This is a genomic window from Micromonospora sp. WMMD1102 (assembly GCF_029626265.1).
Taxonomy (GTDB): domain Bacteria; phylum Actinomycetota; class Actinomycetes; order Mycobacteriales; family Micromonosporaceae; genus Plantactinospora.
Window position 1 is genome coordinate 7,046,618 of the sequence record NZ_JARUBN010000001.1, and the last position, 25,489, is coordinate 7,072,106.

Annotated in this window: 21 protein-coding genes and 5 pseudogenes; 11 read left to right on the forward strand and 15 right to left on the reverse strand. The window is 71.6% G+C overall.

The features are described 5' to 3' along the window. Positions 1-208: 208 nt before the first annotated feature. From O7626_RS31940 to O7626_RS31950, 3 genes are all read right to left on the reverse strand, one after another. Positions 209-2,593: a sodium-translocating pyrophosphatase gene (locus O7626_RS31940; protein ID WP_278064729.1), complete on the reverse strand. Its 2,385-nt coding sequence runs from the start codon at positions 2,591-2,593 to the stop codon at positions 209-211. A 286-nt stretch (positions 2,594-2,879) separates the two neighbouring features. Next, positions 2,880-3,317: an ATP-binding protein gene (locus O7626_RS31945; protein WP_278064730.1), complete on the reverse strand. Its 438-nt coding sequence runs from the start codon at positions 3,315-3,317 to the stop codon at positions 2,880-2,882. A gap of 37 nt (positions 3,318-3,354) precedes the next feature. Next, positions 3,355-3,714 carry an STAS domain-containing protein gene (locus tag O7626_RS31950; protein ID WP_278064731.1) on the reverse strand — a complete coding sequence of 120 codons (360 nt, stop codon included), beginning with the start codon at positions 3,712-3,714 and terminating at the stop codon, positions 3,355-3,357. Between the two features lie 286 nt (positions 3,715-4,000). Between O7626_RS31950 and O7626_RS31955 the strand changes: the two genes are divergently transcribed. From O7626_RS31955 to O7626_RS31970, 4 genes are all read left to right on the forward strand, one after another. Further along, a complete protein-coding gene (locus tag O7626_RS31955) occupies positions 4,001-6,607 on the forward strand; it encodes a DEAD/DEAH box helicase (RefSeq protein ID WP_278066410.1) in 2,607 nt (868 codons plus the stop codon). Between the two features lie 82 nt (positions 6,608-6,689). Beyond that, complete coding sequence (locus O7626_RS31960) at positions 6,690-6,899, forward strand: hypothetical protein (protein ID WP_278064732.1); 210 nt, start codon at positions 6,690-6,692, stop codon at positions 6,897-6,899. Positions 6,900-7,516: 617 nt separating this feature from the next. After that, positions 7,517-8,674, forward strand: a complete 1,158-nt coding sequence (locus O7626_RS31965; protein ID WP_278064733.1) for a hypothetical protein — start codon at positions 7,517-7,519, stop codon at positions 8,672-8,674. Between the two features lie 123 nt (positions 8,675-8,797). After that, positions 8,798-9,340, forward strand: coding sequence for a hypothetical protein (locus O7626_RS31970; protein WP_278064734.1), 543 nt, complete (start codon positions 8,798-8,800; stop codon positions 9,338-9,340). Between the two features lie 72 nt (positions 9,341-9,412). On the opposite strand, the pseudogene O7626_RS31975 reads toward O7626_RS31970, so the two are convergent. From O7626_RS31975 to ssd, 7 genes and pseudogenes are all read right to left on the reverse strand, one after another. Further along, positions 9,413-9,772: pseudogene (locus tag O7626_RS31975) on the reverse strand (Rv3654c family TadE-like protein); the annotation flags it as partial. Positions 9,773-9,873: 101 nt separating this feature from the next. Next, complete coding sequence (locus O7626_RS31980; RefSeq protein WP_278064735.1) at positions 9,874-10,242, reverse strand: TadE family type IV pilus minor pilin; 369 nt, start codon at positions 10,240-10,242, stop codon at positions 9,874-9,876. Further along, entirely contained in the window at positions 10,239-10,412 is a 174-nt protein-coding gene (locus O7626_RS31985) for a DUF4244 domain-containing protein (RefSeq protein WP_278066411.1), read from the reverse strand. Before O7626_RS31985 ends, O7626_RS31980 begins: the two co-directional genes overlap by 4 nt. An 18-nt stretch (positions 10,413-10,430) precedes the next feature. Further along, positions 10,431-11,045 carry a type II secretion system F family protein gene (locus O7626_RS31990; RefSeq protein ID WP_278066412.1) on the reverse strand — a complete coding sequence of 205 codons (615 nt, stop codon included), beginning with the start codon at positions 11,043-11,045 and terminating at the stop codon, positions 10,431-10,433. Between the two features lie 335 nt (positions 11,046-11,380). Beyond that, a pseudogene (locus tag O7626_RS31995) lies at positions 11,381-12,043 on the reverse strand (hypothetical protein); the annotation flags it as partial. 239 nt (positions 12,044-12,282) lie between these two features. Beyond that, positions 12,283-13,512 carry a TadA family conjugal transfer-associated ATPase gene (locus tag O7626_RS32000; protein WP_278064736.1) on the reverse strand — a complete coding sequence of 410 codons (1,230 nt, stop codon included), beginning with the start codon at positions 13,510-13,512 and terminating at the stop codon, positions 12,283-12,285. Between the two features lie 52 nt (positions 13,513-13,564). After that, on the reverse strand, positions 13,565-14,677 hold the full coding sequence (gene ssd / locus O7626_RS32005; RefSeq protein ID WP_278064737.1) for a septum site-determining protein Ssd: 1,113 nt from the start codon (positions 14,675-14,677) through the stop codon (positions 13,565-13,567). Between the two features lie 302 nt (positions 14,678-14,979). Here ssd and O7626_RS32010 point away from each other — a divergent pair, with 302 nt between their 5' ends. Continuing rightward, positions 14,980-16,032, forward strand: coding sequence for an alpha/beta hydrolase (locus O7626_RS32010; protein ID WP_278064738.1), 1,053 nt, complete (start codon positions 14,980-14,982; stop codon positions 16,030-16,032). 109 nt (positions 16,033-16,141) lie between these two features. Next, complete coding sequence (locus O7626_RS32015; RefSeq protein WP_278064739.1) at positions 16,142-16,558, forward strand: VOC family protein; 417 nt, start codon at positions 16,142-16,144, stop codon at positions 16,556-16,558. Here O7626_RS32015 and O7626_RS32020 read toward each other — a convergent pair. From O7626_RS32020 to O7626_RS32030, 3 genes and pseudogenes are all read right to left on the reverse strand, one after another. After that, positions 16,486-17,405: pseudogene (locus O7626_RS32020) on the reverse strand (IS5 family transposase). The gene O7626_RS32015 and the pseudogene O7626_RS32020 overlap by 73 nt on opposite strands. Positions 17,406-17,877: 472 nt before the next feature. Beyond that, entirely contained in the window at positions 17,878-19,482 is a 1,605-nt protein-coding gene (locus O7626_RS32025) for an MFS transporter (protein ID WP_278064740.1), read from the reverse strand. A 38-nt stretch (positions 19,483-19,520) separates the two neighbouring features. Next, positions 19,521-20,174, reverse strand: a complete 654-nt coding sequence (locus tag O7626_RS32030; RefSeq protein WP_278064741.1) for a dihydrofolate reductase family protein — start codon at positions 20,172-20,174, stop codon at positions 19,521-19,523. Positions 20,175-20,310: 136 nt separating this feature from the next. Here O7626_RS32030 and O7626_RS32035 point away from each other — a divergent pair, with 136 nt between their 5' ends. From O7626_RS32035 to O7626_RS41615, 3 genes and pseudogenes are all read left to right on the forward strand, one after another. After that, positions 20,311-21,495, forward strand: a complete 1,185-nt coding sequence (locus O7626_RS32035) for an alpha/beta hydrolase fold domain-containing protein (protein ID WP_278064742.1) — start codon at positions 20,311-20,313, stop codon at positions 21,493-21,495. A gap of 22 nt (positions 21,496-21,517) precedes the next feature. Next, positions 21,518-21,670: pseudogene (locus O7626_RS41610) on the forward strand (transposase); the annotation flags it as partial. Then, positions 21,661-21,819: pseudogene (locus O7626_RS41615) on the forward strand (IS5/IS1182 family transposase); the annotation flags it as partial. The pseudogenes O7626_RS41610 and O7626_RS41615, both read left to right, overlap by 10 nt. Before the next feature lie 276 nt (positions 21,820-22,095). Here O7626_RS41615 and O7626_RS32045 read toward each other — a convergent pair. Both O7626_RS32045 and O7626_RS32050 read right to left on the reverse strand, forming a co-directional pair. Continuing rightward, a complete protein-coding gene (locus tag O7626_RS32045) occupies positions 22,096-22,329 on the reverse strand; it encodes a group II intron maturase-specific domain-containing protein (protein ID WP_278064743.1) in 234 nt (77 codons plus the stop codon). Between the two features lie 12 nt (positions 22,330-22,341). Further along, a complete protein-coding gene (locus O7626_RS32050; RefSeq protein ID WP_278064744.1) occupies positions 22,342-23,175 on the reverse strand; it encodes a reverse transcriptase domain-containing protein in 834 nt (277 codons plus the stop codon). Between the two features lie 945 nt (positions 23,176-24,120). Between O7626_RS32050 and O7626_RS32055 the strand changes: the two genes are divergently transcribed. Then, the gene (locus O7626_RS32055) at positions 24,121-24,504 is read left to right on the forward strand and encodes a hypothetical protein (protein ID WP_278066413.1); all 384 of its coding nucleotides are present in this window, start codon (positions 24,121-24,123) and stop codon (positions 24,502-24,504) included. 177 nt (positions 24,505-24,681) lie between these two features. Further along, positions 24,682-25,482 (forward strand): HAD-IB family hydrolase, encoded by an 801-nt coding sequence (locus O7626_RS32060; protein ID WP_278064745.1) that lies wholly within the window; start codon positions 24,682-24,684, stop codon positions 25,480-25,482. Positions 25,483-25,489: the final 7 nt, after the last annotated feature.

The following is a 25,489-nucleotide window of genomic DNA, read 5'->3' on the forward strand; positions in this document are numbered from 1 at the left end:
GGCCGAGCCGCCCCCGACCCGAGGTCGGAACCCCCGGGTCGGACGGTGCCGCCGCCTCGGTCACGGCGCCGACCGGCAGGGTCGCGCGACGCGTTCGTGGTCGCCCCGGTGCGACAGCCGGCCGCCAGGCTGCCGGAGAACGGGCTGCCGGAGAACGGGTCCGGGCCCGTCGCCTGCGCGACGGGCCCGGACCGGACAGGCACCCTGGTCAGGCGTTGACGGTCTGCGGCTGCTGGTCGGAGCTGCCGCTGCCGGCGCCGCCGGTGTCCGAGTCGGAGTCCGACATGGCCACCGGCTTGCGCTTGCTGAACAGCACCGCCACCACGATGATCAGCACGGCGACGACCGCCACCCCGATCCGCAGCGCGGTGTTGGCGTCGTCGCCGACGCTCCAGGCCACCACGGCCGGGGCGATCAGCAGCGAGACCAGGTTCATCACCTTGATCAGCGGGTTGATCGCCGGCCCGGCGGTGTCCTTGAACGGGTCACCGACGGTGTCGCCGATCACGGTGGCCGCGTGCGCGTCCGAGCCCTTGCCGCCGAACGCGCCGTCCTCGACCAGCTTCTTGCTGTTGTCCCAGGCGCCACCCGAGTTGGCCAGGAAGACCGCCATCAGGGTGCCGGTCCCGATGGCACCGGCCAGGTACGCGGCCAGCGCACCCGGGCCGAGCCCGAAACCGACAGCGATCGGCGCCAGGATGGCGAGCAGCCCCGGGGTCATCAGCTCGCGCTGGGCGTCCCGGGTGCAGATGTCGACCACCTTGCCGTACTCCGGCCGCTGGCTGTAGTCCATGATCCCGGGCAGCTCCCTGAACTGCCGGCGTACCTCCATCACCACGGCACCGGCCGAGCGGGAGACCGCGTTGATGGCCAGACCGGAGAAGAGGAAGACCACCGCGGCACCGACGATCAGGCCCACCAGGTTGCGCGGGTTGGCCACGTTGAGCAGCCCGTCGATCGACAGGTCGGAACCCGCGTCCCGGAGGGCCACGGCCAGCGTGTCGGTGTACGACCCGAAGAGCGCGGTGGCGGCGAGTACCGCCGTGGCGATCGCGATGCCCTTGGTGATCGCCTTGGTGGTGTTGCCGACCGCGTCCAGCTCGGTGAGGGTGCGCGCCCCCTGCTCGTCGATGTCGCCGGACATCTCGGCGATGCCCTGCGCGTTGTCCGAGATCGGACCGAAGGTGTCCATCGCGACGATCACGCCGACCGTGGTGAGCAGACCGGTACCGGCCAGCGCCACCGCGAAGAGCGAGAGGGTGAGCGAGCCGCCACCGAGCAGGAACGCCCCGAAGACCCCGGCGCCGATCAACAGCGCCGAGTAGACCGCCGACTCCAGGCCGACGCTGATCCCGGCCAGTACCACGGTGGCGGGGCCGGTAAGCGACGACTTGCCGATGTCCTGCACCGGGCGCCGGTTGGTCTCCGTGAAATAGCCGGTCAGCGCCTGGATGGCGGCGGCCAGCACGATGCCGATCACCACGGCGCCGATGGCGAGGATCCGCGGGTCGATCGGGTCGGACGCGTCCTCGGCGAGGCCGAGCCTGGTCCGCCAGTCGGCACCGAGCAGGTCGGCCCAGGTGGCGGGCAGGTAGACGAAGGACATCACCGCGACCAGGATCGCCGAGACCACCGCGGAGGCGTAGAACGCCCGGTTGATCGCGGTGAGCCCGGACCGGTCGCCGGCCCGCAGCCGGGTGATGAAGACGCCGAGGATGGCGATCAGCACACCGATGGTGGAGACGATCAGCGGGAAGACCAGGCCCTGCTCGCCGAAGGCGGCCCGGCCGAGGATCAGCGCGGCGACCAGGGTCACGGCGTACGACTCGAAGAGGTCGGCGGCCATGCCGGCACAGTCACCGACGTTGTCGCCCACGTTGTCGGCGATGGTCGCCGCGTTGCGTGGGTCGTCCTCGGGGATGCCCTGCTCGACCTTGCCGACCAGGTCGGCGCCGACGTCGGCGGCCTTGGTGAAGATGCCGCCGCCGACCCGCATGAACATGGCGAGCAGCGCGGCACCGAAGCCGAAGCCCTCCAGCACGGTCGGCGCGTCGCCCTTGTAGATCAGGACGACCGCCGCCGCCCCGACCAGGCCGAGGCCGACGGTGAGGAAGCCGACGACGCCACCGGTGCGGAACGCGATCTGCATCGCCGCTTCCCGGCCGCCCTGGTGCTCGCGGGCGGCGGCCGCGACCCGCAGGTTGGCCCGGGTGGCCAGGGCCATGCCGGCGCCGCCGATGAACGCGCTGAACAGGGCGCCGACCACGAAGAAGCCCGATCGGCCGATCTTCACCAGCGTCTCGTTGCCGTCGGTGTCGTGCACCGGCAGCAGGAAGAGCAGGATCACCGCGACCACGACGAATATGCCGAGGGTGCGGAACTGCCGCAGCAGGTAGGCCGAGGCCCCCTCCTGGACGGCCCCCGCGATCTCCTGCATCTTCTCGGTGCCCTTGCCGGTCGACAGCACGGCCTTGGTCAGCGCAGCGGCGAAGCCGAGCGCCACCAGGGCGATGACTGCCGCGACGACGACATACGAGAGGTTCTCGCCGCCGAGGGACAGCCCGCCACTGTCAGCGGCCCAATAGTGGGACATCTATGTCCTCCTGTACCGAACACTCGCGCCGGGCTGGCGGACGAACCGGCCCGACGTCTCCACGCTGGAGCGACAATTCGCAAGCATTCCGCCGGCCGGCGATCCCCGCGACCGGCGTTGCTCCCCCCACCCACAGGAGCGGGACCAGCACACTTGCTGATAACCCCGGGTACTCTAGCGGTCCGTGGTGTTGGAGGTCACAACCAGGACCCGCCCGGTCACGATGATCTTCGTCGCTGTGTTAGCTCGACGGGTGGTGTAAGGGGTGACCCGGCCGGCGGCGGAGCTACCGCCCGAGCGGCCAGGCCATCCGCACCTCGGTGCCGATCCCCTCTTCCACGGGACGCACCTGAAGATCCTCGACAAAGCCCGCGAGCAGGGCGAACCCGACACCCACCGTCAGCGCCTCGTCGGTGAGCGACTCGTCGGCCAACTCGTCCGGCGGCAGCGCGGCAAGCCCCAGCCCGGCCTCGATCGGCGCCCGGTCGATCACCCGCACCGTGTACGCGGGACTGTCGGACATCTCGACGAGCACCAGGTCGCCGAGCCCGTACTGCCGGTGCAGGGCGACCGCGCGGGCACACGCCTCGCCGATCGCCAGCCGTACCTCGTCGAGCAGTTCCTCGGCCACGCCGGCCCGCCGGGCCACCGCGACGCCGACCAGCCGGGCGGTGCGCACGTGCACCGGTGCAGGGGTGAAGGAGAGCCTGACCTGCGACATCACGCGTCGACCGTCGAGATCGGGCCTGGGTACGTCGACATCAGGCATCGGCACCGGAGGAGTCGGCCGGCGCGGTGGCGGCGTCCAGCGTCGGGTAGATCGGGAACACCTGGTCCAGCGCGGTGATCCGGAAGATCTTGAGCAGCGGCTCCTTGTCGCAGATCAGCCCGAAGGTCCCGCCGACCGGACGCAGCCGCTTGAGCGCCCCCACGAGCACACCGAGTCCGGTCGAGTCGAGGAAGTCCACCCGACCCAGGTCGACGACGATCGCCCGGGCCCCGCCGTCGATCAACTCGACCAGCCGCTCGCGCAGTCTCGGTGCGGTGTAGACGTCGACCTCGCCGCCGACCTCCAACACCGTGTACTCACCGATGGTGCGGGTCGTCAGCGACAGATCCATCAGTCCTCCTCTGACCGGCCAGGAACGCTCCTGGGCATCTAACCATCGACCAGCGGACCGCGCACCGAAGGCGGACCGACGCCACCCGGCCTTCCGACGCACGTACGAGAGTGCGAGAGTGCAGGGCGTGACGTTTCCAGCAACAGTATCGGCCGGTGCCGGCGGCGGGGACGCCCGCCCGACCGGTCGCCCCGGCGCGGGCGAGCTGCTGGACCTGCTGCGCGGCCGGGCGCACGCCGGCAGCACCGGCACCGGCACCGGCACCGGCGGCATCGGCGCGGTCGGGGTGGCCGGGGCGGCCGGCACGGTGGTCGGTCCGGTCACGCACGTCGAGCGGTTGCCGGCGCGTACCGGCACGGCCGTCGACTGGCCGGAATGGGTGCCGGCGGAACTGCGCGCGGCCCTCGCCGGGCAGGGCGTGGTCGCGCCGTGGCGGCACCAGGCCGAGGCCGCCGGACACGCGTACGCCGGCCGGAACGTGGTGGTCGCCACCGGCACCGCCTCCGGAAAGTCCCTCGGGTACCAGCTCCCGGCGCTGGCCACGCTGCTCGCCGACCCCCGGGCCACGGTGCTCTACCTGGCCCCGACCAAGGCCCTCGCCGCCGACCAGCTCCGGGCCGTCGCCGCACTCGACCTCGACGGGGTACGCCCGGCCTGCTACGACGGCGACACCCCGCGCGCCGAACGGGACTGGATCCGAGCGCACTCCAGGTTCGTGCTGACCAACCCGGACATGCTGCACCACGGCATCCTGCCGGGGCACGCGAAGTGGTCCGCCTTCCTGCGCCGGCTGGCGTTCGTGGTGGTCGACGAGTGCCACACCTACCGGGGTGTGTTCGGGTCGCACGTGGCACACGTACTGCGCCGGCTGCGGCGGCAGGCGGCACGCTATCCGCGTACCCCGAGGTCGTCGGTGCCGGGGCAGCGGAGCGGGACCGGCGGTGGCGGGTCGGCGCCGGACGGGCCGGTCTTCGTACTGGCCTCGGCGACCTCGGGCGACCCGGCGGCGGCGGCCGGGCGGCTGACCGGGCTGCCGGTCACGGCGGTCACCGAGGACACCGCGCCGCGCGGCGGGCTGACCTTCGCGCTCTGGGAGCCGCCACTGCTCCCACCGTCGTCGCCGCCGCCGGGCAGGACGGCCCCGTCGTCGTCGCCGGACAGGACGGCCCCGTCGTCGTCGGGCAGGACGGCCCCGTCGTCGTCGCCGGACAGGACGGCCCCGTCGTCGTCGGGCAGGACGGCCCCGTCGTCGTCGCCGGGCGGGGCGGCGCCGGCCGGCCTCGCCGAGCCGGTGCTGGTAGGTCCCGGGACCGACGCCGGGCTCGACGGCGCTCCGGTGCGCCGGTCCGCGCTGCGGGAGACCGCCGACCTGCTCAGCGACACGGTCGCGGCCGGAGTCCGGACGCTGGCCTTCGTCAAGTCCCGGCGCGGGGCCGAGCTGATCGCCACCACCGCCCGGCGCTCGCTGGACGAGGCCGTCCCCGGGCTGGGCAGCCGGGTCGCCGCCTACCGGTCGGGCTACCTGCGCGAGGAGCGCCGCTCGCTGGAACAGGCGCTGCTCGGCGGCGAGTTGCTCGGGCTCGCCTCGACCAGCGCGCTGGAACTCGGCGTCGACCTGGTCGGGCTGGACGCCGTGCTGATCTGCGGTTACCCGGGCACCCGGGCCTCGCTCTGGCAGCAGGCCGGCCGGGCCGGGCGCTCCGGGCGGGAGGCGCTGGCCGTACTCGTCGCCCGGGACGACCCGCTGGACACCTACCTGGTACACCACCCGGAGGCGCTGTTCGGCCGGCCGGTCGAGGCGACGGTGCTCGACCCGGCCAACCCGTACGTGCTGGGGCCGCAACTGGCCTGCGCGGCTGCCGAGTCCCCGCTCACCCCGGCCGACCTGGAACTCTTCGGCGAAGGGGCGAAGGAGGCGGTCGAGGCGCTGGTGGCCGCCGGTGCCCTCCGCTCCCGCCCGACCGGCTGGTACTGGCGGCACGTCGGGCGGCCGGAGGTGGACCTGCGCGGCACCGGCGGTACGCCGGTGGACGTGGTCGAGGCGTCGACCGGCCGGCTGCTCGGCACGGTCGACCCGGCGTCGGCGCACTTCCAGGTCCACCCCGGCGCGGTCTACCTGCACCAGGGCGTCTCGTACGTGGTGGACGACCTCGACCTCGACGGCGGCTGCGCGCTGGTGCACGCCGAGGAGCCGGACTGGTCCACCCATCCCCGGGACGTCACCTCGCTGTCGGTCGTCTCGGTCCGCTCCTATCTCGACGCCGGACCGGTCGGGATGTTCCTCGGCGAGGTCGACGTGACCAGCCAGGTGGTGTCGTACCAGCGCCGCCGGCTCGCCTCCGGCGAGGTACTGGCCACCCTGCCGCTGGACCTGCCCGCCCGGGAACTGCGTACCGTCGCGGTCTGGTTCACCGTGTCGCCGGAGTCGCTGATGGCGGCCGGGGTGGAGGCGGCCGAGATGCCGGGGGCGCTGCACGCCGCCGAGCACGCCGCGATCGGGCTGCTGCCGCTGGTCGCCACCTGCGACCGCTGGGACATCGGCGGACTGTCGACGGCGAACCATCCGGACACCGAGGCGCCGACGGTCTTCGTCTACGACGGGCACCCGGGCGGCGCCGGTTTCGCCGAGCGGGCGTACCGGGCGGCGTCGGCGTGGCTCACCGCGACCCGGGACGCGATCGTCGAATGCGGCTGCGAGACCGGCTGCCCGTCCTGCGTACAGTCGCCGAAGTGCGGGAACGGCAACAACCCGCTGGCCAAACCGGAGGCGGTCCGGGTGCTCGACGTGGTGCTGGCCAACCTGGCCAAGGTGGCTCCGGCGGACCCGGACGACCTAACCACGGTCGCTCCGGCGGACCCCGAGGAGTCCGGTCCGAGGACCGATCGCGGATAGTCGGTATTCGCACGCATGGATCGATGTGGATCTGGTTAAGTTACGCTGGGAGCGCTTCCACAGATCCGCTGAGGAGGACGTCGTGGCCGACACCATCGCCGAGACCGTCGAACTGCTGTACACCATCGACCAGGCACATCTGACCGTCGACCAGCAGATCGCGCTCTCGCAGGCGTATGCGGCACTGGCCCAGGCCGAGCGTCTGGACCAGATCCACCAGATGCTGCACAGCATCCACCAGGTGCTGAACAGCTGGGTGGTACGCCGGGCGTCCGAGGGCGGCCTCCGCTGATCACCACGGCCTCGGTTGGGGCGTGAATCCGTCTAGCCGAGGGACCTGCGGCATCCGCCGGGGGTATCCGGAGGAGCCCTGCCGGCGGGTCATCGGCTGGCGCTGGACGATCCGGCCCATAGGCGTGCACCGATCACATTCGGGCGAAGTCGCAGGCTCCGTCACGGCATTGACACACACGAATCTCCATACGTAGAGTTTGTCGGCACTCACCTCGCGTTATCGCCACGCCGTCACCTCTCCGTCCCGCCGACCGGGTCAGGTCGCCCGCCGCTGGCCCGCCGACCGGTCCGTCCCGAAGGCAGGTCGTCGCCGTGTCCATCCCCGTCAGCACCGCGTCCGGTCGGCCCGGCCCCGGCCACCGCACAGCCGGCGACAGCACAGCCCACCCACGACCAGCCGGCGACAGCACAGCCCACCCACGACCAGCCGGCGACAGCACAGCCCACCCACGCGCAGCCGGCAGCCGTCGGTGCGCCCTGATCGCCGCCGGCCTGGCGCTGGTCATCAGCGCCGGTCTCACGGTCGCCCTACCCTCGGCCGCTGTCGGCAGCGACGCTTCGGTCGCTTCGGTCGCCGGCGCCCTGGACGCGCGGCCGGATCGGGCCCCCTCGGCGGTGGCACAGGCGGCACCACTCTTCGGTGACGACTTCGAGGACAGCGATGCCGCCGGCTGGTCGACCACCGGCGGACGGTGGTCGGTCGGCTCGGACGCCACACGGGTTTACCGGCAGAGTTCCGGCACCCCCGCCGCGAGCGCCCGGACCGGTGACTCCGGCTGGACCGACTACACGCTCAGCGTGCAGGTCAGGCCGATCGCGTTGAGCAGGGCACGCTCCTCGATCGGGCTGCTGGCCCGGGTCCAGTCCACCACCAACCACTACTACCTGAACATCCGTGGGAACGGACTGCTCGAACTGGGCAAACTCGTCTCCGGTCGGACCACCGTGCTCGGCACCGCACCGGCGACACCGGCGATCGGGGGCTGGCAGACGCTACGGCTCGCCCTCCGGGGCAACCAACTGGTCGGGCAGCTCGGAAGCGCTTCGGTCACCGCCGTCGACAGCCAGTTCGCCCAGGGCCGGATCGGCCTTGCCACCAGCTACGCCACCAGTTGGTTCGACGACGTACTCGTCGAACCGTCGGCTCCGGACATCCGGCCGCCGAGCGCTCCCGGACAGCCGCAGGTGCTCTCGGTGGAACCAGGCCAGGTCACTCTCACCTGGCCGGCGTCGACCGACGACGTCGGGGTGACGCAGTACTACGTCTACCAGGGCGACCAGTTCTATTCGCAGTACCTGGCCCGGGTCGTACCGGACAACACGCCGTTGACCCTGCAACTCGGCCCCACGGCTGCAACCACGCATTTCTCGGTCACCGCCCGGGACGCGGCCGGCAACATCTCGGCCTTCTCGCCCCGGGCGCTCGTCCCCCAGCCGCCGAGCTTCCCGCGTAGCGGCAACGACACCGTCCCGCCCAGCCCACCGGGAAACCCGGTGGTCACCGCCGTCACTCCGAACGGATACCAGGTGACCTGGGAACCGGCAACGGACAACATCGGGGTGATCGAATATCACGTCTACCACGTGTTCGCGATCGACGAGGTCCGGATCGCCGCCAAGGTCACCACGAACTCCGCGGTGTTCATGCCACGCGGCGGCTACGAGACGATCCGGGTCGTCGCCTACGACGCCTCGTGGAACAGCAGCAGCAGCGCCCACGTGCCACTCGGTCCACCCCCGACGCCCCCTGTCACGCCTCCGGTGACCCGGTAGGGCCGGCGTGCTGGAGGCGACCGGACGACCGGCGGTCGGATGCCGCTTCGAGGGTGGGCAGACGTCGCTGTGACGCGCCGATCTGCGCTCGCGGGGTGATACTCGAACGGCTACCGTCGGCGGATGGCCACGCTCACCCGCCGGTACCGCTACGTCGGCCCCGCCGACATCCGGGCCGCGGTCCGGCCGGGATCCGGTGGCTACCGGGTCACCTGCCCGGGTGACTTCGTTCGCTGGGTGTCGTCGGTGGCCGAACCCGAGCTGGCGGAACCGGTCACCTACGTGGTCGACCTGGCCGGCGTGTTGCGGCTGGCGCCCCGGCGCAGTGAGCACGTCTCCTGCGCGGACGGGCAGGACGTACTCGCCGCCGGAGAGGTCGCATTCGAGCCCGAGCCCTCGGGTCGGTCCGCTGCCTCGTCCGGTCGGTGGGTCGTCGGTTACGTCTCCAACCAGTCGACCGGCTACTGCCCCGATCTCGACTCCTGGGCGGCGGTGGCCTCGGCGCTCGACCGCGCCGGCCTGCCACACCCGGACGGCTTCACCGCCGAGTTGGTATTCCGTCGCTGCCCCTACTGCGACCTGTGCAACGTGGTCCGGGACGGGGACTTCAGCTGCGTCGGCTGCGACGGTGAGCTGCCGCCACAGTGGAACGTCGACGGACGGTAGCCGAGCCGGGCTTGGCAGAGCTACCTCGTTCCGGACGAGGGCTTGCTTGTTCCGAACTAGGGCTCCCTCGTCTCGGATCGGGCCGGCTCGGGCCGTCACCCGGGCCACCCTGGTCATCCCGGGCAGCGGTTCGACCGTCACCTCGGCGGTGAGCTGGAGGTCGAGTCCGTCCAGGACGCAGCCGGTGATCCGGGCGCTGTTCGCGGCGGCGATGGCCGCAGCCCTGGCACATGCCTGCTCCCTACCTTCCAACGCGCGGGCGGCACCGGCGAGCGCACCGAGGTCCGCCGCGACCCGGGCCTGATGCCGGGCCACCCGGGCAGCACCGATCGCCGCGCCCGCGAGGCTGCACACCACCAGGACCAGCCCGACGGCGAGCAGCCACAGGGTCGCGCTGCCCCGATCGGACCGGCCGCCACGTCGGTTCGTCATGACGCCGGCTCCGGTACGCCCGGTCCGACCGTCATGACGCCGGCTCCGGCGTACCCGGCTCGACCGCCGCGACGCCGGCTCCGGCGTACCTGGCTCGACCGTCATGACGTTGGCTCCGGTGCGCCCGGCTCGACCGCCGCGACCGCGACCGCGCTCACCGTCAGTCGGGGCAAGCGCGCCCCGAGCGCACGCACCGGTGCCCGCACGGTGGCCACCACCTCCTCACCGCGTACGGAGACCGACACCGTCGCGCCCGGCGGTGCGGCCCGGAGACCGGCCGGTACTCCAGGGGCACCGCGGGAGGCAGCCACGGCCGCCTCCCGCGCGGCGTCCACGCACTGCCCTTTGGTGGTCACCGCGTTGACGGCGGTGAGCCCGGCGAGCAGTAACAACAGCAGCGCCGGCAGGCCGGCCGCCAACTCGGCCGTGAAGGAACCCCGATCGCGGTCGACCGGCCAGCGCCGACTCACGACAGGGCCCGGTCGATCACACTGGCCAACGCAGCCTGCACCCGCCCGGAGGTGAGTACCTTCAACAGGATCCCGGCGAAGGCGACGGCGGCGAGGGTGCCGACGGCGTACTCGGCGGTGTTCATCCCGGCGTCGCCACGGAGCCGGGCGGTCAACTTGCGCAGCATCAGGTTCCCTTCTCGAATCGTTCACAGCACGTCGCCGAGCACGGCGACGATCACCGGCACCAGGCCGGCGAGAATGAAGGCGGGCAGGAAACAGAGACCGAGCGGCAGCACGATCAGCACACCGGCCCGCCGGGCCGCCGCCTCGGCCCCGGTCACCCGGTCGGCACGCAGGTCGTCGGCGAGCCGGGTCAACGCCCCGGCCAGCGCCGCTCCGCTCGCCGAGGAGCGCACCGCCGCCGACCTGAGCCGCTCCGCACCCGGCACCGGTCCGACCCGCGTCCACGCCTCCTCGGGCGTACCGCCGAGTTGGAGAGTCCGGCCCACCTCGCCGAGGCGCTCGCCCAGCGGCCCGCCGAGCGCTTCGGCGACCGCACAGACGGCCCGGTCGGCAGGTGCGCCGGCCCGCAGCGCCGCCGCCAGCAGGTCGGCGGCGAGCGGCAGGTCGGCTGACTCGCGCAACCGGCGTCGCCGGACGGCGGCTGGTTCGAGCCGGCGGAGCAGCCGGTCGAGAACAACCGCGGTAGCGACCCCGAGCAGTACTCCGAGCCAGCCGCCGAGCAGGACGCAGCCGGCCAGCCCGGACAGCCCGGACACGAGCCGGACGAGATCGATCCGCCCCGACCGGACGAGATCCATCCGGCCCGACCAGCCCGGCAGGTTCTCGCCCGGACCGCTCCGGTGCGTCTGGGCGCCGTGCGATTCGCGGCCCGCCCATCCGGCTGCCCGGACGGGCGGGCCGGCCGTGCCGATCGCGCCGAGGCGCCGTCGGGCCGAGGCGCGGGCCGACATTCCGAGCATGGCCAGCAGCAGCGCGAGACCGGTCAGGACTCCCGGGATCAGGATCCGTGCCATCGTCAGCGCCCCGAGGCGGCGAGCCGGGTGAGTGCCGTCGCCGGATGCCGGCCGTGCGCCGAGCCGGAAACGTGCTGCCCCACCTCGCTGCCGGTCTCGTCGGTGCGGCCGGCATCGCTGAGTCGGCCAGCCCAGGCCAGGCCGGCGAGTTGCAGGACCAACGCCCCTACCGCGCAGGCGGCACCGAGCGGTGTGTGCAGCAGGATCGCCAGCGGGTCGACGCCGATGCCGTAACCCAACGCGATCCCGCCGGCCGGCAGTCCGGCCAACAGCCAGGCGGTGGCACGGGCTCCGGCCGCCTGCGCTCCGGCTGCGGCAAGCCCTCGATCCATTGCCCGCGCATCGGCCTCGATCCGTTCCAGCAGCTCGGCAAGGGGTGCACCGGTCTGCTCGGCGAGGCGTACCGCTGCCCGGGCGAGACCGAACAGTCGACCGGAGTCGTCGGCCACCGTCGTCCGGCCCGCCCCGCCGGATTCGGGCAGCCGAGTCGCACTGCCGGACCCGGGCAGCCGACTGACACTGCCGGACCCGGGCAGCCGAGTCGCACTGCCGGACCCGAGCATGAGGGTCGAGGGTGGCAGTCCGGCGCGGAGGTCGGCGGCGAGCCCGCAGAGTTCGTCGAGTTGACGGCGACGTAGTCGCTCGGCCGACCGGCGTGCTCGGCGACGCAGCAGGCCGCGTACCGCCAGGGCGGTGTAGGTGGCGACGGCGAGGGCGGCTACCGGACCACCGGCGAGGCCACCGGCGGCGCCGCCCAGAACAGCACCGGCGACAACGGCTGTCCACGGCGGCACGGAGGTGAGCAGTCGATCCAGCGCGTTCGGCCTGGACACCCCGGCATCGGTCCCGGGTGTCTCCCCTGGCGGGCCAGCCGACATCGAGCGCCGGACAGTCGCGGCATGGCGACCGCTGATCACCGCTCGACGCCGGGAACGAATCCGCCGCGCCGGCCAGCCGACCAGGATCACCACGCCGACCAGGCAGAGGGCCGCCAACCACCAGGGCGCCAGCCACCAGGTCGTCACGGCGTACCCCGGGTCAGCTCCCGCTGGCCGGCGGAGGGGTGCGGCCAGGGCCGGGATGTCGCCTCCAGCAGGGGTGGCAGCGGCACTCCGCGCTCGGCGATCAGCGCCGCCAGTGCCGGGGCGGCCGGCCCGAGTCCGCGATCCCGACGCCAGGCCGGTACGACGGTGACCAGCCGCTCCGGCCCCGCCGGCAGCATCAGGCAGACCGCCTCCAGCACGCGTCCCGTCGATCCACGGCGGACCTGGAGCAGCACCTGGAGCGCGGCGGCCACCTGGGCGTGCAGGGCCGGCCGGGGCAGCCCGCCGAGCAGACCCAGTGCCTCCAGTCGGGCCGGTACGTCCGCCGGAGCGTTGGCGTGCAGGGTGCCCGCCCCGCCGTCGTGTCCCGTGTTCAGCGCGGAGAGCAGGTCCACCACCTCGGCCCCCCGACACTCGCCCACCACCAGCCGGTCGGGGCGCATCCGCAGGGCCTGCCGCACCAGGTCACTCAGCCCGACCGAACCCGCACCCTCCACGTTGGACGTCCGGGCCTGGAGTCCGACGACGTGCGGATGCACCGGGCGCAGCTCGGCCGCGTCCTCGACCAGCACGATCCGTTCGGTCGGCGGCACCAGCCCGAGCAGCGTGTTCAGCAGGGTCGTCTTGCCCGATCCCGTGCCGCCGACCACCAGATAGGCGAGCCGGGCGGCGACCACCGCCGCCAGCAGCGTGGCGGCGCTGCCGGACAGGGTGCCGTGGCGCACCAGGTCGTCGAGGGTGAAGGGGTGCTGGCGGAAGGTACGCAACGACAGGTACGGCCCGCTGGTCGCCACCGGCGGCAGTACGGCGTGCAGCCGGGTGCCGTCCGGCAGACGCGCGTCGACGTACGGGCTGCCCTCGTCCAGCCGCCGGCCACACGCGGCGGCGAGCCGCTGGGCGAGTCGGCGTACCTCGTCGGGGCCGCCGAGCGGCACCGACACCGGGGACAGTCCGTTACCCCGGTCCACCCAGACCTCGGTGCCGTTCACCAGCACGTCGGTGACCCGGTCGTCGGCGAGCAGCGGCGTGAGCGGGCCGGCTCCGACCAGCTCGTGATGCACCCGGGTGGCCATCCGCAGCACGGTGGTGTCACCGAGGACGGCGGCACCGGGATCGGCGCGTACCGCCGCGACTACGGCCGCCGGGGTAACCGTCGTGCCCTCGGCGGCGAACCGGCGCCGGACCCGGGCGGCGAGTTCGTGCCTCATGACCCGACCGTCCCGGTGTGGCCTCGGCCGGTCATGATGTGGCCTCGGGCGGTCATCGTGCTTCGGCCGGTACACCGGCCGCTCCGGTCAGGTCGGTGACGATGCGCTGGCAGAGCGCGGCCAGCGGGCCCCGTCCGGCCGCCGCCGGGGCCTCGCCGCGTTCCAGGTTGCGGCAGAGCGCCGGCTCGGGCCGCAGCGTGCCGGCCAGTGGCAGGTCGAGGGCTCGGGCGACCTCCCGGGCCTTGAGCCGGCCCGGTGCCGGGCCACGGACGATGACCGACAGGTTGGCGCAGTGCAGCCCGGCGGCCGCGACCACCCGGGCCGCTGCCGCGGTGGCCCGCAACTCGGCGGGTACCAGCACGAACGTCTGGTCGGCCGTCTGGAGGGCGATGACCGCGGCGTCGTCGAGTTGCCGGGGCAGGTCGACGACGACGATGTCCCGGCCCCGCCGGCCGGCGTCCATGGTGGCCGCCATCGCCTCGGCGGGCAGCGCCAGCAGGTCACCGCGATCCCAGGAGAGCATCACCAGGTCGCCCCGGCTGGGCAGCGCCCGGACCAGCGCGGGAGCATCGACCCGGCCGTCCGCCTCGGTCAGCGCAGGCCAGCGTAGGCCCTCCAGCTGTTCCCAGCCGAGAACCAGGTCGAGGCCGCCGCCGAGCGGATCCGCGTCGACGAGCAGGGTGCGCAGGCCGCACCGGGCGGCGGTGATGGCGAGCCCGCCGGCCAGTACGCTCGCGCCCGCGCCGCCGCGCCCGCCGATCACCGCGACGATCCGGGCCGGACCGCCCACCGCACCTCGGCCGGTCAGGCTCTCGCCGAACCGGTCGACGAGCCAGGGCTCGGCCGCCGGCAGCACGGCGACGTGCTCGGCGCCGAGCAGCTCGGCCACCTCCCAGCCGCCGTCGCCCTCCCCCGAGCGGCCGACCAGCACCACCCGGGGCCGGCGGGGCAGCCTCGCCCGCAGGCACGCCTGCGCCTGGTCGGTGCCGACCACCACCAGTGGCGCGGCGGCCCAGCGGGACCGGGCCGACGCCGGGTCGGCGGCCACCTCCACCTCGCCGCCACCCGCCGCCGCGAGCCGGAGCAGTTCGTCGAGTAGCTCGTTGTCCGAGGTGACCACCAGGGGCAGACGCGGTCCGGAACGGACCGGGGTACGCGGTGGCATCACGTCCTCCTGTGCTGAGATCCGGCTCCAACGGGCGGTCCGGCTACCCGCACACCCTGGCGTCGGCGAACCTCGCCCCGAGCCCGGAAAGTCCGCGCTGTGGATAACTGGACCGGCTGTGGATAACGCCCGTCAGGTCAGTTGATCTGGTAGGCACGCGATTGGGCGCCCCCCCGGGGAACACCGCCGACCAGGCAATATTCGGAACCGACGGGGGTACCCGAGCGGGGCAGGCCGCGATCGTCACCCAGCGGCGAAAATCGGAGCGGCGAAATCGGCGAGGATCGGGGGAAGGAGCCGTCATGGCGCAGTCCGTGCGGATGACCTCGGTGGTGCTGGAACCGGCCGCGGCGGAACTGGCCCGGAAGACCGCGACCCCGCCGTACCCGTTCCAGCTCGGTCCGGAGCAGGGGCGGGTGCAGTTGGCCCAGATGCAGTCGGGCAGCATCCCCCGCCCGGAGGTGGACATCGAGGACATCATGGTGCCGGGCGGCCCGACCGGGCAGGTACCGGTGCGGATCGTCAAACCCCGCGGCGCCGGCCGGTTCGGCGGCGCGGGCGCTGGATTGGGGGAATGGCTCCGCTCCGCCGCGCAGGAGATGATGCGACCGCGCGGGATCGGCGGGATGCTGCCGGCGGTGCTCTACATCCACGGCGCGGGCTGGGTCTTCGGCGACTCCCTCACCCACGACCGGCTGATCCGCGAACTCGCGGTACAGGCCAACGCGGCGATCGTCTTCCCGGAGTACAGCCGGTCGCCGGAGGCGCGGTTCCCGATCGCGGTCGAGGAGTGCTACGCGGTGGCGCGGTGGCTGGCCGACCAGGGCGACGACCACGGTCTCGACCCGACCCGGCTCGCCATCGCGGGCGACTCGTCCGGCGGCAACCTGGCGACGGTCGTGACGATGCTGGCCGCGCAACGCGACGGCCCCCGCTTCGCCCGGCAGGTGCTGCTCTATCCGGTAACCGACGCCGACTTCGACACCGCGTCCTATCGCGAGTTCGGCACCGGCTACTACCTGGCCAGGGAACAGATGATGTGGTTCTGGGACCAGTACCTGCCGGACCGGGCCGAGCGCACGGACCCGACGGCGTCGCCGCTGCGGGCCAGGCCGGAGCAGCTCCGCGGCATGCCGCCGACCCTGGTCACCACGAACGAGGCGGACGTGCTGCGCGACGAGGGCGAGGCGTACGCGGCGAAACTGCGCCAGGCCGGCGTACCCGTGACCCAGGTCCGCTACCAGGGCACCGTGCACGACGTGGCGATGCTGGACGCGCTGGCCGACACCCAGGCCGCGCAGGCGGTCACCGCCCAGGCCGCGACGGCGCTGGCCCGCTCGCTGCACCACGAGTAGCGACGAAACGGGACCATCCGCCGCCGCGCGCGCCGTCGGGCACCGGCCCTGGATCCACGGGTACGGGAAGCGGCGCGCCGTACGGGCCACACACTCGTATGGTGACCTGGTGAAGACCCTCCACACGGCGTACCGCGTCTCGGACCTCGCCGCCTCGCTCCGCTTCTACACCGCGCTCGGGTACACGCTTGTCGGCCGGGTGGAGGTCGGGGAGGGCGTCAGTCTGACCGTCCTCAAGTTTCCGGAGGAGGAGTTCGTCACGTTGGAGCTGGTGCACCGGCCGGACGACGGGCCGGTGGACGTCGGCACCGGGTTCAGCCACCTCGTGATACAGGTCGACGACCTCGCCGGGACGGTGGACAGGCTGATCAAGTCGGGGCTCTGGCCCGGCCCGGTGGAACAGCCCGCCGGCCCGTACGGCCCGCAGACCTCCTGGCTCACCGACCCCGACGGCTACCGGATCGAGCTGGTGCAGTGGCCACCCGGGCACCCCGCCGGGATAACTGCCGCCGACTTCGGCGCGTAGCGGACGGCGAGTTTGTCGAACCTGGTGGCCACAGCCCGGTGACGTTTGAGGCGGTTGATGCCGCGCTCCACGGCGTGACGCTGCTTCTAGATCTCGGGGTCGAAAGCTGGTGGCCGACCGCCCTTGGAGCCCTTGGCCCGCCGGTGGGCGTCCTGGTCGGTCTTGCTCGGGATCGTCGCGGCGATGCCACGCTGCCGTAGATAGGAACGGTTGGCCCTGGATGTGTACGCCTTGTCGGCCAGGACCCGGTCCGGGCGGGTCCTCGGGCGGCCGGTGGCCAGGCGGGGTACGCGGATGGCGGCCAGGACCGGGACGAACTGCGGGCTGTCGCCGCGCTGTCCGGCGGTCAGCACGATGGCGAGGGGTTTCTGTCCCTGCTCACACGCCAGGTGCAGCTTCGTGGTCAACCCGCCGCGAGAACGCCCCAGGGCGTGATCGTCCGGCTCGATGCTGACGCCGCCCGGTGGTTCGGCCTGCAGAGCCCCCTTTTCCTCGCTCCGGCGGCGTGCTGGTGGGCTCGGGCGGTGGTCGAGTCCACCGACACGTCCCAGGTGATCTGACCGGCGGCGTCGGCACGCGCCTGCAACGCGGTGAGGATCCGCTGCCAGGTCCCGTTGCGCTGCCAACGTCGGAACAGGGCGTACACCGCCGACCAGGACCCGTACTGGGGCGGCACGTCCCGCCATGGGGCACCGACCCGGATCCGCCACCGGATCCCGTCGATCAACTGCCGTCTGCTCCACGACGACGGTCGACCCGGCCGCTTCGCCGCTGGCAGCAGCGGCTCCAGCGTCGCCCACTGGGCGTCGGTCAGGTCGAACCGCCTCGTCACCGCTAGGGTGTCCACGAGGTCTCCGGTTTCAGGTTCTGCTTGGTCGCTGAACCATCTACCGGAGACCTCGCTACATCACGACCACCGACACGCGAAGATCCTTACGCCAGTTCAAGCCCTGGCACCGACTTCGACACACGGCCTAGCCGCCGCCAGCCGGAAGGCCCTGGGACAGCCGTCACAGTACGCCCGCAACCAGCGTGAATCGGTACGGCCTTCGCTGGCGTCGTTGGGCCCGCCGCCACGGTCCGAGGGGCCGGGGCGTTTGCCGTGCCGGCGGGGCACCGCGCTCCTGGATCGCGTACTCCGGTGGCAAGCCGCGCAGCGGCCTCGGCTCCGTCGTAGCGAGTCACCTCGGCCAGCGACCACGAAGCGTGGCTGCCGACGAGCGTGACAGCCGGGATGCCCTCCCCACAGGTTCGGGACCGCATCTCCCATCCGCGGTGGCCACAACCGGGCGGGCCGGCGGACCGAACGTGAAGCGGGGTCATTCAACGCCGCTGGTCGCTGCCACCGGGGTTGCCGGTGCTTCTTCTGGCGGGGTGTCGGCGGCCGGGGCGGCGCCGGTTGGCGGCACATGCCGCAGGGTCGCGATGGCTAGGATCCCCAGCAGCACGGCGATGATCGCGCTGCCGACGGCCGCGTAGTGCAGTGCCGTAGTGAACGCTGCCTGCGCGGTCTCGATGAGCTGGCCGCGAAGCGGCTCGCCGAGCTGGGGGCTGACCGACAACGCGCCGGCGACGCTCTCGCGGGCCGAGTTCGCGGCGGCAGCCGGCAGGTCGGCCGGGAGCCGGTCAGCGATCTGGTCCTGGTAGACGGTCGTGCCCGCCACGCCGATCAGCGCGACGCCCATCGCGATGCCGAAGTCGCCGGCGACCTGGTTCGTGCTCGCGGCCGAGCCGGCCTTGTCCATCGGTACCGAGCCGAGCGCGAGGCCGGCGCCCAGCGCGCTCATGGGCCCGATGCCGACGCCTGTGATGACGAGTCCGGTCACCAGGACGGCCAGACCGGTACGGCCGTCACCGACCCCGGTCAGCACCAGGTACCCGATCGCCACAAGGACGAGCCCGCCAGCGATGGCGTACGCCGGCCGGATCCGCTGCCCGAGCCGCGGCGCGAGGTTCACCCCGACGATGATGGTGATCGACGACGGCACCAGCCACAGCGCGGCGTGCAACGGTTCCAGCTGTTGCACCGTCTGCAAATACTGGTACACGAAGAAGTTCGTCCCGGCCATGATCCCGCCGAAGACCGTCATGGTGATGGCCGACCGGAAGGTACGGTTGCCGAACAGACCCAGTTCGAGCATCGGCACAGCCAGCGCCCGCTGCCGGCGCACGAACAGCGCACCGAAGGCGATGCCGACCGCGAGCGCGGCGAGTTGCACCGGACCCGCCCCGTGCTGCACCAACTCCTTCAGCCCGTAGATGATCGGCAGAACGGTGGCCAAGGAGAGCAGAGCGCTCACGACATCGAGCGGCCCCGCGTCCGGGTTACGGTACTCCGGCAGCAGCCGCGGACCGAACAACAGCAGCACCGCCATCACCGGGACGCCGAGCAGGAACACCGAGCCCCACCAGAAGTACTGGAGGAGTACGCCGCCGATCACGGGTCCGAAGGCAATGCCGCCCATGAAGCAAGCCATCCATACGCCGATCGCTTTCATGTACTGCGCCGGGTCGGTGAACATGCTGCGCAGCAGTGTCATGGTCGACGGCATCAGCGTCGCACCGGCGACGCCGAGCCCCGCCCTGGCCGCGATGAGCATCTCTGGACTGGTCGACAACGCCGCCACCAGCGACATGACCGCGAACAACGCAGCGCCGACCAGCAGCAGGCGTTTGCGGCCGATCCGGTCACCCAGCGAGCCCATCATGATGAGAAAGCCGGAGACCACGAACCCGTAGATGTCGGTGATCCACAACTGCTGAAGGGCCGACGCGCCCAGGTCTTCGGTCAGATGCGGGACCGCGAGGTACAACACGCTCATATCGAGCGCGATCAGCACCGTCGGCAAAGCCAGCACGGCCAAACCGAGGTATTCACGCCGTCCCGCGCCGGCACCAGACCGCCCGGCGATACTTGTTTCCACGTTGGTTCCTTCCTCCTGTTCCTGACGTTGCGTTGGCGTCAGCGGTCGTGCCCTGACGGGGTTGCAATGAAGGTCGCCCGCGCTCGGTCGGACGTTGCGAGGCGCCGGTCGTAGCGCAGGCATATCGCGCCGCTCGGCGTTGGTGTCGCCTCGGTGAGTGACCACGACGAGCCGGCGGGAGTGTCGTCGAACAGGCAGGCACCGCCGCCGATCAGTTCCGGGCACAGCGTGATCGACAGCTGGTCGAGCTCACCGGCCGCCAGCAGGGCCCGGATGATGTTAGCGCTGGCCAACACCACGATGTCGCCGCTGCCCCGCTCCCGCAGCCGCGTGACGACCGTGGCCGGGTTGTCAGCGGTGATCCGCGTGTTGTGCCACGATCCTGCGCCGACGGTGGTGGAGATGACGACCTTCTCGACCGCGTTGAGCCACCGCGAGAACTCGCGATCGCTCGGGTCGGCGGTCTCGTCGGCGGCGACCGCCGGCCAGAAGCCGGCGAACCCCTCGTAGGTCCTGCGACCCATCAACGCCGTGGTGGCCGCCGCGCTGACCCGCAGCACGTGGTCGCGCGACACCTGGGTGGTCGCATGCCGGGCGATCCAGCTCATGTCGAACGGGCCGCCTGGCCCGGACACCCGGCCGTCCAGCGACAGCAAGATGTTGCCGACGACCCTGCGACTCTGTGACGCCACGGTGGTACTCCCTTCGGTGCTGGCCAACGCGTTCAGCCTCGCAGTGGTCAGCCGCCGGGGGGAAAGACCGATCGCGCACAACATCTATGCGCGGAACGCATCGCGCCGGACCGGTCGGTACGCAAGAATTGGGATCATGGCCGACATCGCGGCGCCCGCGGCGGAGACCGTCGAGCTGCGCCACCTGCGCTCGTTCGTCGCGGTCGCGGACGAGCTGAACTTCAGCCGTGCCGCGCAGCGACTGTTCCTGTCCCAGCCCGCGCTCAGTCGCCAGATCCGCAGCCTGGAGCGGCTCATCGGATGCGAGCTGTTCCGGCGTTCGACCCAGCGCGTCGAACTCACCCTGGCCGGTGAGGCACTGCTGACCCGCGCCCGCGTTCTGCTGGCCGATGCGGACGAGGCGATCGCCGCAACCCGCGCAGTCGGCGGCGAGCTGACCGCCCGTATGACCAGCATCTGGCAGCCATGGGTTGACGCAACCGCGGACATCGGCGACCTCGACCGACTCCGTTCCATCACCGAGGAACTACACGGCCGCTTCACGCCACCGGCCGAGGTTGCCGTCACCGCGATCATCGCCGGCGGCGTACCGGCGTTACGGCTTGCGGCACCGCACGCGTCCGACGCCGCAATCCTGTTTCTGCACGGCGGTGGCTACGTCACCGGTTCCGCATTCGGCTACCGCCATCTGGTGGGCGCGATCGCGGCATCGGCCGGCATGCCGGCCGTGGCCATCGACTACCGCCTGGCGCCCGAACACCCGTACCCCAGTGCCGTCGAGGACGCCATGAACGCGTACCGATGGCTGCTGGACGGCGGACTCGATCCCGGCCGGATCGCCCTCGTCGGCGACTCCTCCGCCGGTGGGCTCACCCTCTCGACGTTGCTCACGCTGCGCGACCGAGGCATGGCGCTACCCGCTGCTGCCGCACTGTTGTGTCCATGGGTCGATCTGACCGGCCGCACACACCGACCACCCCAGGACTCGCCACTCGTCTTTCTCCCCGAAACGGCCAAGTTGCTTGCCGACGCCTATCTCGACGGCCACCCGATCGACGACCCGCTCGTAGATCCGCTGCGAGCCGATCTGACCGGGCTACCGCCGCTGCTCATCCACGCCGCCTCGGGTGACGCCGTATTCCAGGAAGCCACGCTGCTCGCACAACACGCCACAAGCTTCGGAGTACCGGTCACAACATCGATCTTCCCGGTGCCCACCCACGACTTCCACCTCTTCTGGACCTTCCTGCCCGAGGCCGCGACCGCGATCGACCAGGTCGGCACCTTCCTCCGCACGACTGCGGGAACGGCAGGCGCCTGACTCGTCATCGCTGCGCAGTCCGGAGAACGCCTGGGCCGAGTTCGTGCCGTTCGTGGCCTTCGAAGTGGAGATGATCCGCAAGGTCATCTGCTCCACGGACGCGATCGAGAGCGTCAACGCCCGCATCCGCAAGGCCGTCCGCGCCCGCGGGCACCTCCCGAACGAGGCCGCCGCGAAGACCCGAACGCGGTCGTGCTGGACACCCAGTCGATCCGGGCGGCCAACCACATCCCCGCGACCACGACCGGCAAAGACGCCGCGAAGAAGGTCCCAGGCCGTAAGCGGGGCCTGGCGGTGGACGCCCTGGGGTTGATCATCGCGGTGGCCGGATCACGATGGGATGACCGTCTCCGCAGAGTTCACCACCGAGCAGGCGGCGGTGGCGCACGTGGCGCAGAACGCAGTGGGCGGCTGCGGTTGTTGAGTCGGCCCGGGGCGCGGTTCCGGTGTTGCCACCGGTCCGTTTCCCCGGACCGCTCGCCGAACCCGCCGTGCCGATTTCTCGGCAACGGGCTCTCCACGGTTGCTGCCGTCAGGCGGGGTTCGTGGTGGGCCATGGGGCGGGGATCTTGTTGCCCCGGTAGGTGTAGCGGGAGACCGTCACACCCAAGGAGATCCGGTAGTACTCGACCCCGTCCGCCGCGATCCGTCACCGCCCGTCAGGGCCGCGTAGGTGACGGCGGAGCTGACCCAGTTCCAGCCGTGCCGGGCCCGCAGCATATGGGCGAGTCTCCACCAGGTGAAGGCGTCCAGCTTGCTGAAGGTCCATTTCGCCACGGCGTGTTTGAAGTAGTTGGCCCAGCCGCGCATGAGCTGACCGAGCTTGGTCAGCACCGATGCGAGGCTTCACTGCGATGTCTTGTGTGTCAGGGCACGGATCTTCACCTTCACCGTGAACAACGGCCGGGCAGCGATGAAGGTGTAGACGTACCACTTGTTCGTACCCCTCTTGCGTTTCCACCGGATGCGGAAGCCGAGGAAGTCGAACCCGTCGCTGATGTGCACGATCTGGGTCTTGGCCTCGGAGAGACGCAAACCCAGCGGCACCAGCACGGCGGCGACGTCTTCGCGTAGCGCTTCGGTGTGCTCACGCGTCCCGTGCACCAAGATCACGAAATCGTCGGCGTAACGGACAATCCGCCACGTCGGCCGTCCCTTGGTGTGCCGGTAACCGCGTTTACCCGCAGTCGACATCGGCCCGCCCGGCTGCCATGGCTGCGTCACGTGCTCACCGAGCGCGGACAAAGCGATGTTAGCCAGTAACGGGGAGAGGATGCCGCCTTGCGGTGTGCCGGTCGTGGTGTCCTGCCGCTCACCCAGTTCGGTAAGGACCCCGGCCTTGAGGAACGCCTTGACCAGCGCCAGGACGCGTTTGTCCTTGACCCGCGCCCGCACCCGATCCATCAAGGCGGTGTGCGAGATCGAATCGAAGCACGCCTCGATATCAGCGTCGAGCACCCAACGATAGCCGCGGGTGCCGAAGTGATGGATCTCAGCGATCGCGTCATGAGCACGCCGTTTGGGCCGGAACCCGTAGGAGGCCGGCGCAAAGTCGGCCTCGAAGATCGGCTCCAGTACCAGTTTCAGCGCCGCCTGCACGACCCGGTCCGCGATGGTCGGTATCCCGAGCTTGCGGACCTTGCCCGCCCCGCCGGGTTTCGGGATCTTGCGTTCCCGCACCGGCAGCGGCCGAACGAGCCGTCCTTGACGGCGGCTCGCAGATCGTCCAGGAATCCGGGCACGCCCACGATCTCCTCGATGTCGGCCACGGTCCAGCCGTCCACCCCGGGCGTGCGCGCGCCTTGGTTTCCCGCGACCCGGCTGAACGCCACGATCAGCGTGGCCGGGTCGTACACGAAGTTGAACAGGTCATCGAACCGGCGGCCAGCATCGGCCACCGCCCAACGGTGAAGCTTGGCCTGCATCTCCGATACCCTCGACCACGGCCCGACCAGGCCCGGTCCAGGAGCACCACCATTCGGCGACGCATCTTCCGGCATTGCAGCGTCCGGCCCTTCTCGAAACCGCTGCCGCCCTTCCCCCATGCGCGCGGGCTTTCCCCGGCTCGGAGTACTACGGCGGCTCCGCCCCGTCCCGGACCGATCGGCGGTCGATGCGCCCAGCCCTGACCGCCCGCTGGATACGGCGGAGAGGGCGAGATCCACGACGGTTCCCGTGTTCACTGAGGTTCGCTCGTCGAAGGAGGAGCCCGACTATGCCCCTGCGGGCATCGCTACGGGTACGCCGCAGACCTTCCCCGCAGCCTCCCTGGCAGCTCATGCCCACCACCACGGGAGTTCCCCACCCACCACAAGGCGGACCGGTGCGCACCGCTTCCAGCCCACATCCACCAGATTCGAGCTGGCGCCTGATCAAGGGGGTGTCACACGCCGGTTCCTCGCGTACTCCTCTCCGACCCGCTAGCCGACCCCGAACCATCTGGTAGTACTGGCCCGTCCCGGCATTGTCAGGGCTGCTCCCACCCTCCCCGGCACCACCCGGACCAGGCTGCCCCCAGCTCCACCACCCTGCTGCGACAGGACAGCGGCGAAGGTCTCTCACCCCCACTCGAACCTCAGCGCCTCACGGCGCACCCACGACCTACGGCACTCGTACGCGACATGGCTGGTCACCGACGGCGTCCCGGTCAACCTCGTGCAGCGGGTGATGGGACATGAGCAGGCGTCGACCACGCTCAACCGGTACACCCACACTCCGGACGACTATGCCGACCGGGTCCGCCGGACCTTCGCTGACGATCTGCTGACTTTCGAGCCTCCGGAGGCTCCTCGGAAGCGGGGCGGACGCCGGGGCACACCTGCCATGACCAGCGTGAACGCGCTTCACCCGGTAAAGCGACGACCCCCGTCGGGGGGAGACGGGGGTCGTCTGGGGTTCGGCTCCGGGGGGGTCGAGCCGAACCCACCCGGCGGTCACGGGGGGTGCGACCGCCGAGGTCTACCGAGCACAGAGGATATGAAAGTGTGTCGTAACTACAAGCATGCCTGAGTCGACCCGTATACGTCGAGTGGCGTTAACTTCCACTCCCTGCGAAAGTCGGCCCGTGAGCTGTGACCGTGATCACCCTGGGGCTGATCGGCCGATCAGGGGTGAACCGGTCGGCAGGTGCCAAAGGCGACCCCGCGCACCCGCTGACCATAGACCATCCGGCTAGACTTTCGCGCCGTGGGCCGAAGCGCCGCTTTCTTCGATCTGGACAAGACCGTCATCGCCAAGTCGAGCGCGTTGGCGTTCGGTCGTCCGTTCTACCGGGACGGGCTGATCACCCGCCGCGACGTGGTCAAGTCGGCGTACGCCCAGCTCATGTTCCGGCTGGGTGGGACCGACGAGCAGACGATGGCGCGTACCCGGGACTACCTGGCGGCGCTCTGCAAGGGCTGGCCGGTGGAGCAGGTCCGGCAGATCGTCGCCGAGACGCTGCACGAGCTGATCAACCCATACGTGTACGCCGAGGCGGCCGCCCTTATCGAGGAGCACCAGGCGGCCGGCCGGGACGTCGTACTCGTCTCCGCCTCCGGTGAGGAGATGGTCCGGCCGATCGGCGAACTCCTCGGCGTCGCCGACGTGATCGCCACCCGGATGACGGTGGTGGACGGGCGGTACAGCGGCGAGGTGGAGTTCTACGCGGCCGGCCCGAGCAAGGTCGACGCCGTCGGCGAGCTGGCCGAGGAACGCGGCTACGACCTCTCCGCCTCGTACGCCTACTCCGACTCGGTCAGCGACCGTCCGCTGCTCGAGTGTGTCGGCCATCCGAGCGTGGTCAACCCGGACCGGGCGCTGCGTAAGCTCGCCATGGAGAACGGTTGGCCGGTGCTGGAGTTCCGGCATCCGGTGCCGCTCGGTCGCCGGCTGCGGGAGCGTCCCGCCGTGCCGGTCGCGGCGGCGGCCATCGGGGTCGGCGTCGGCGTCGCCATCGGCATCGCCTGGTACGGCCGGCACCGCCGGGCCCGCGCCACCACCTCCTGAAACTGCG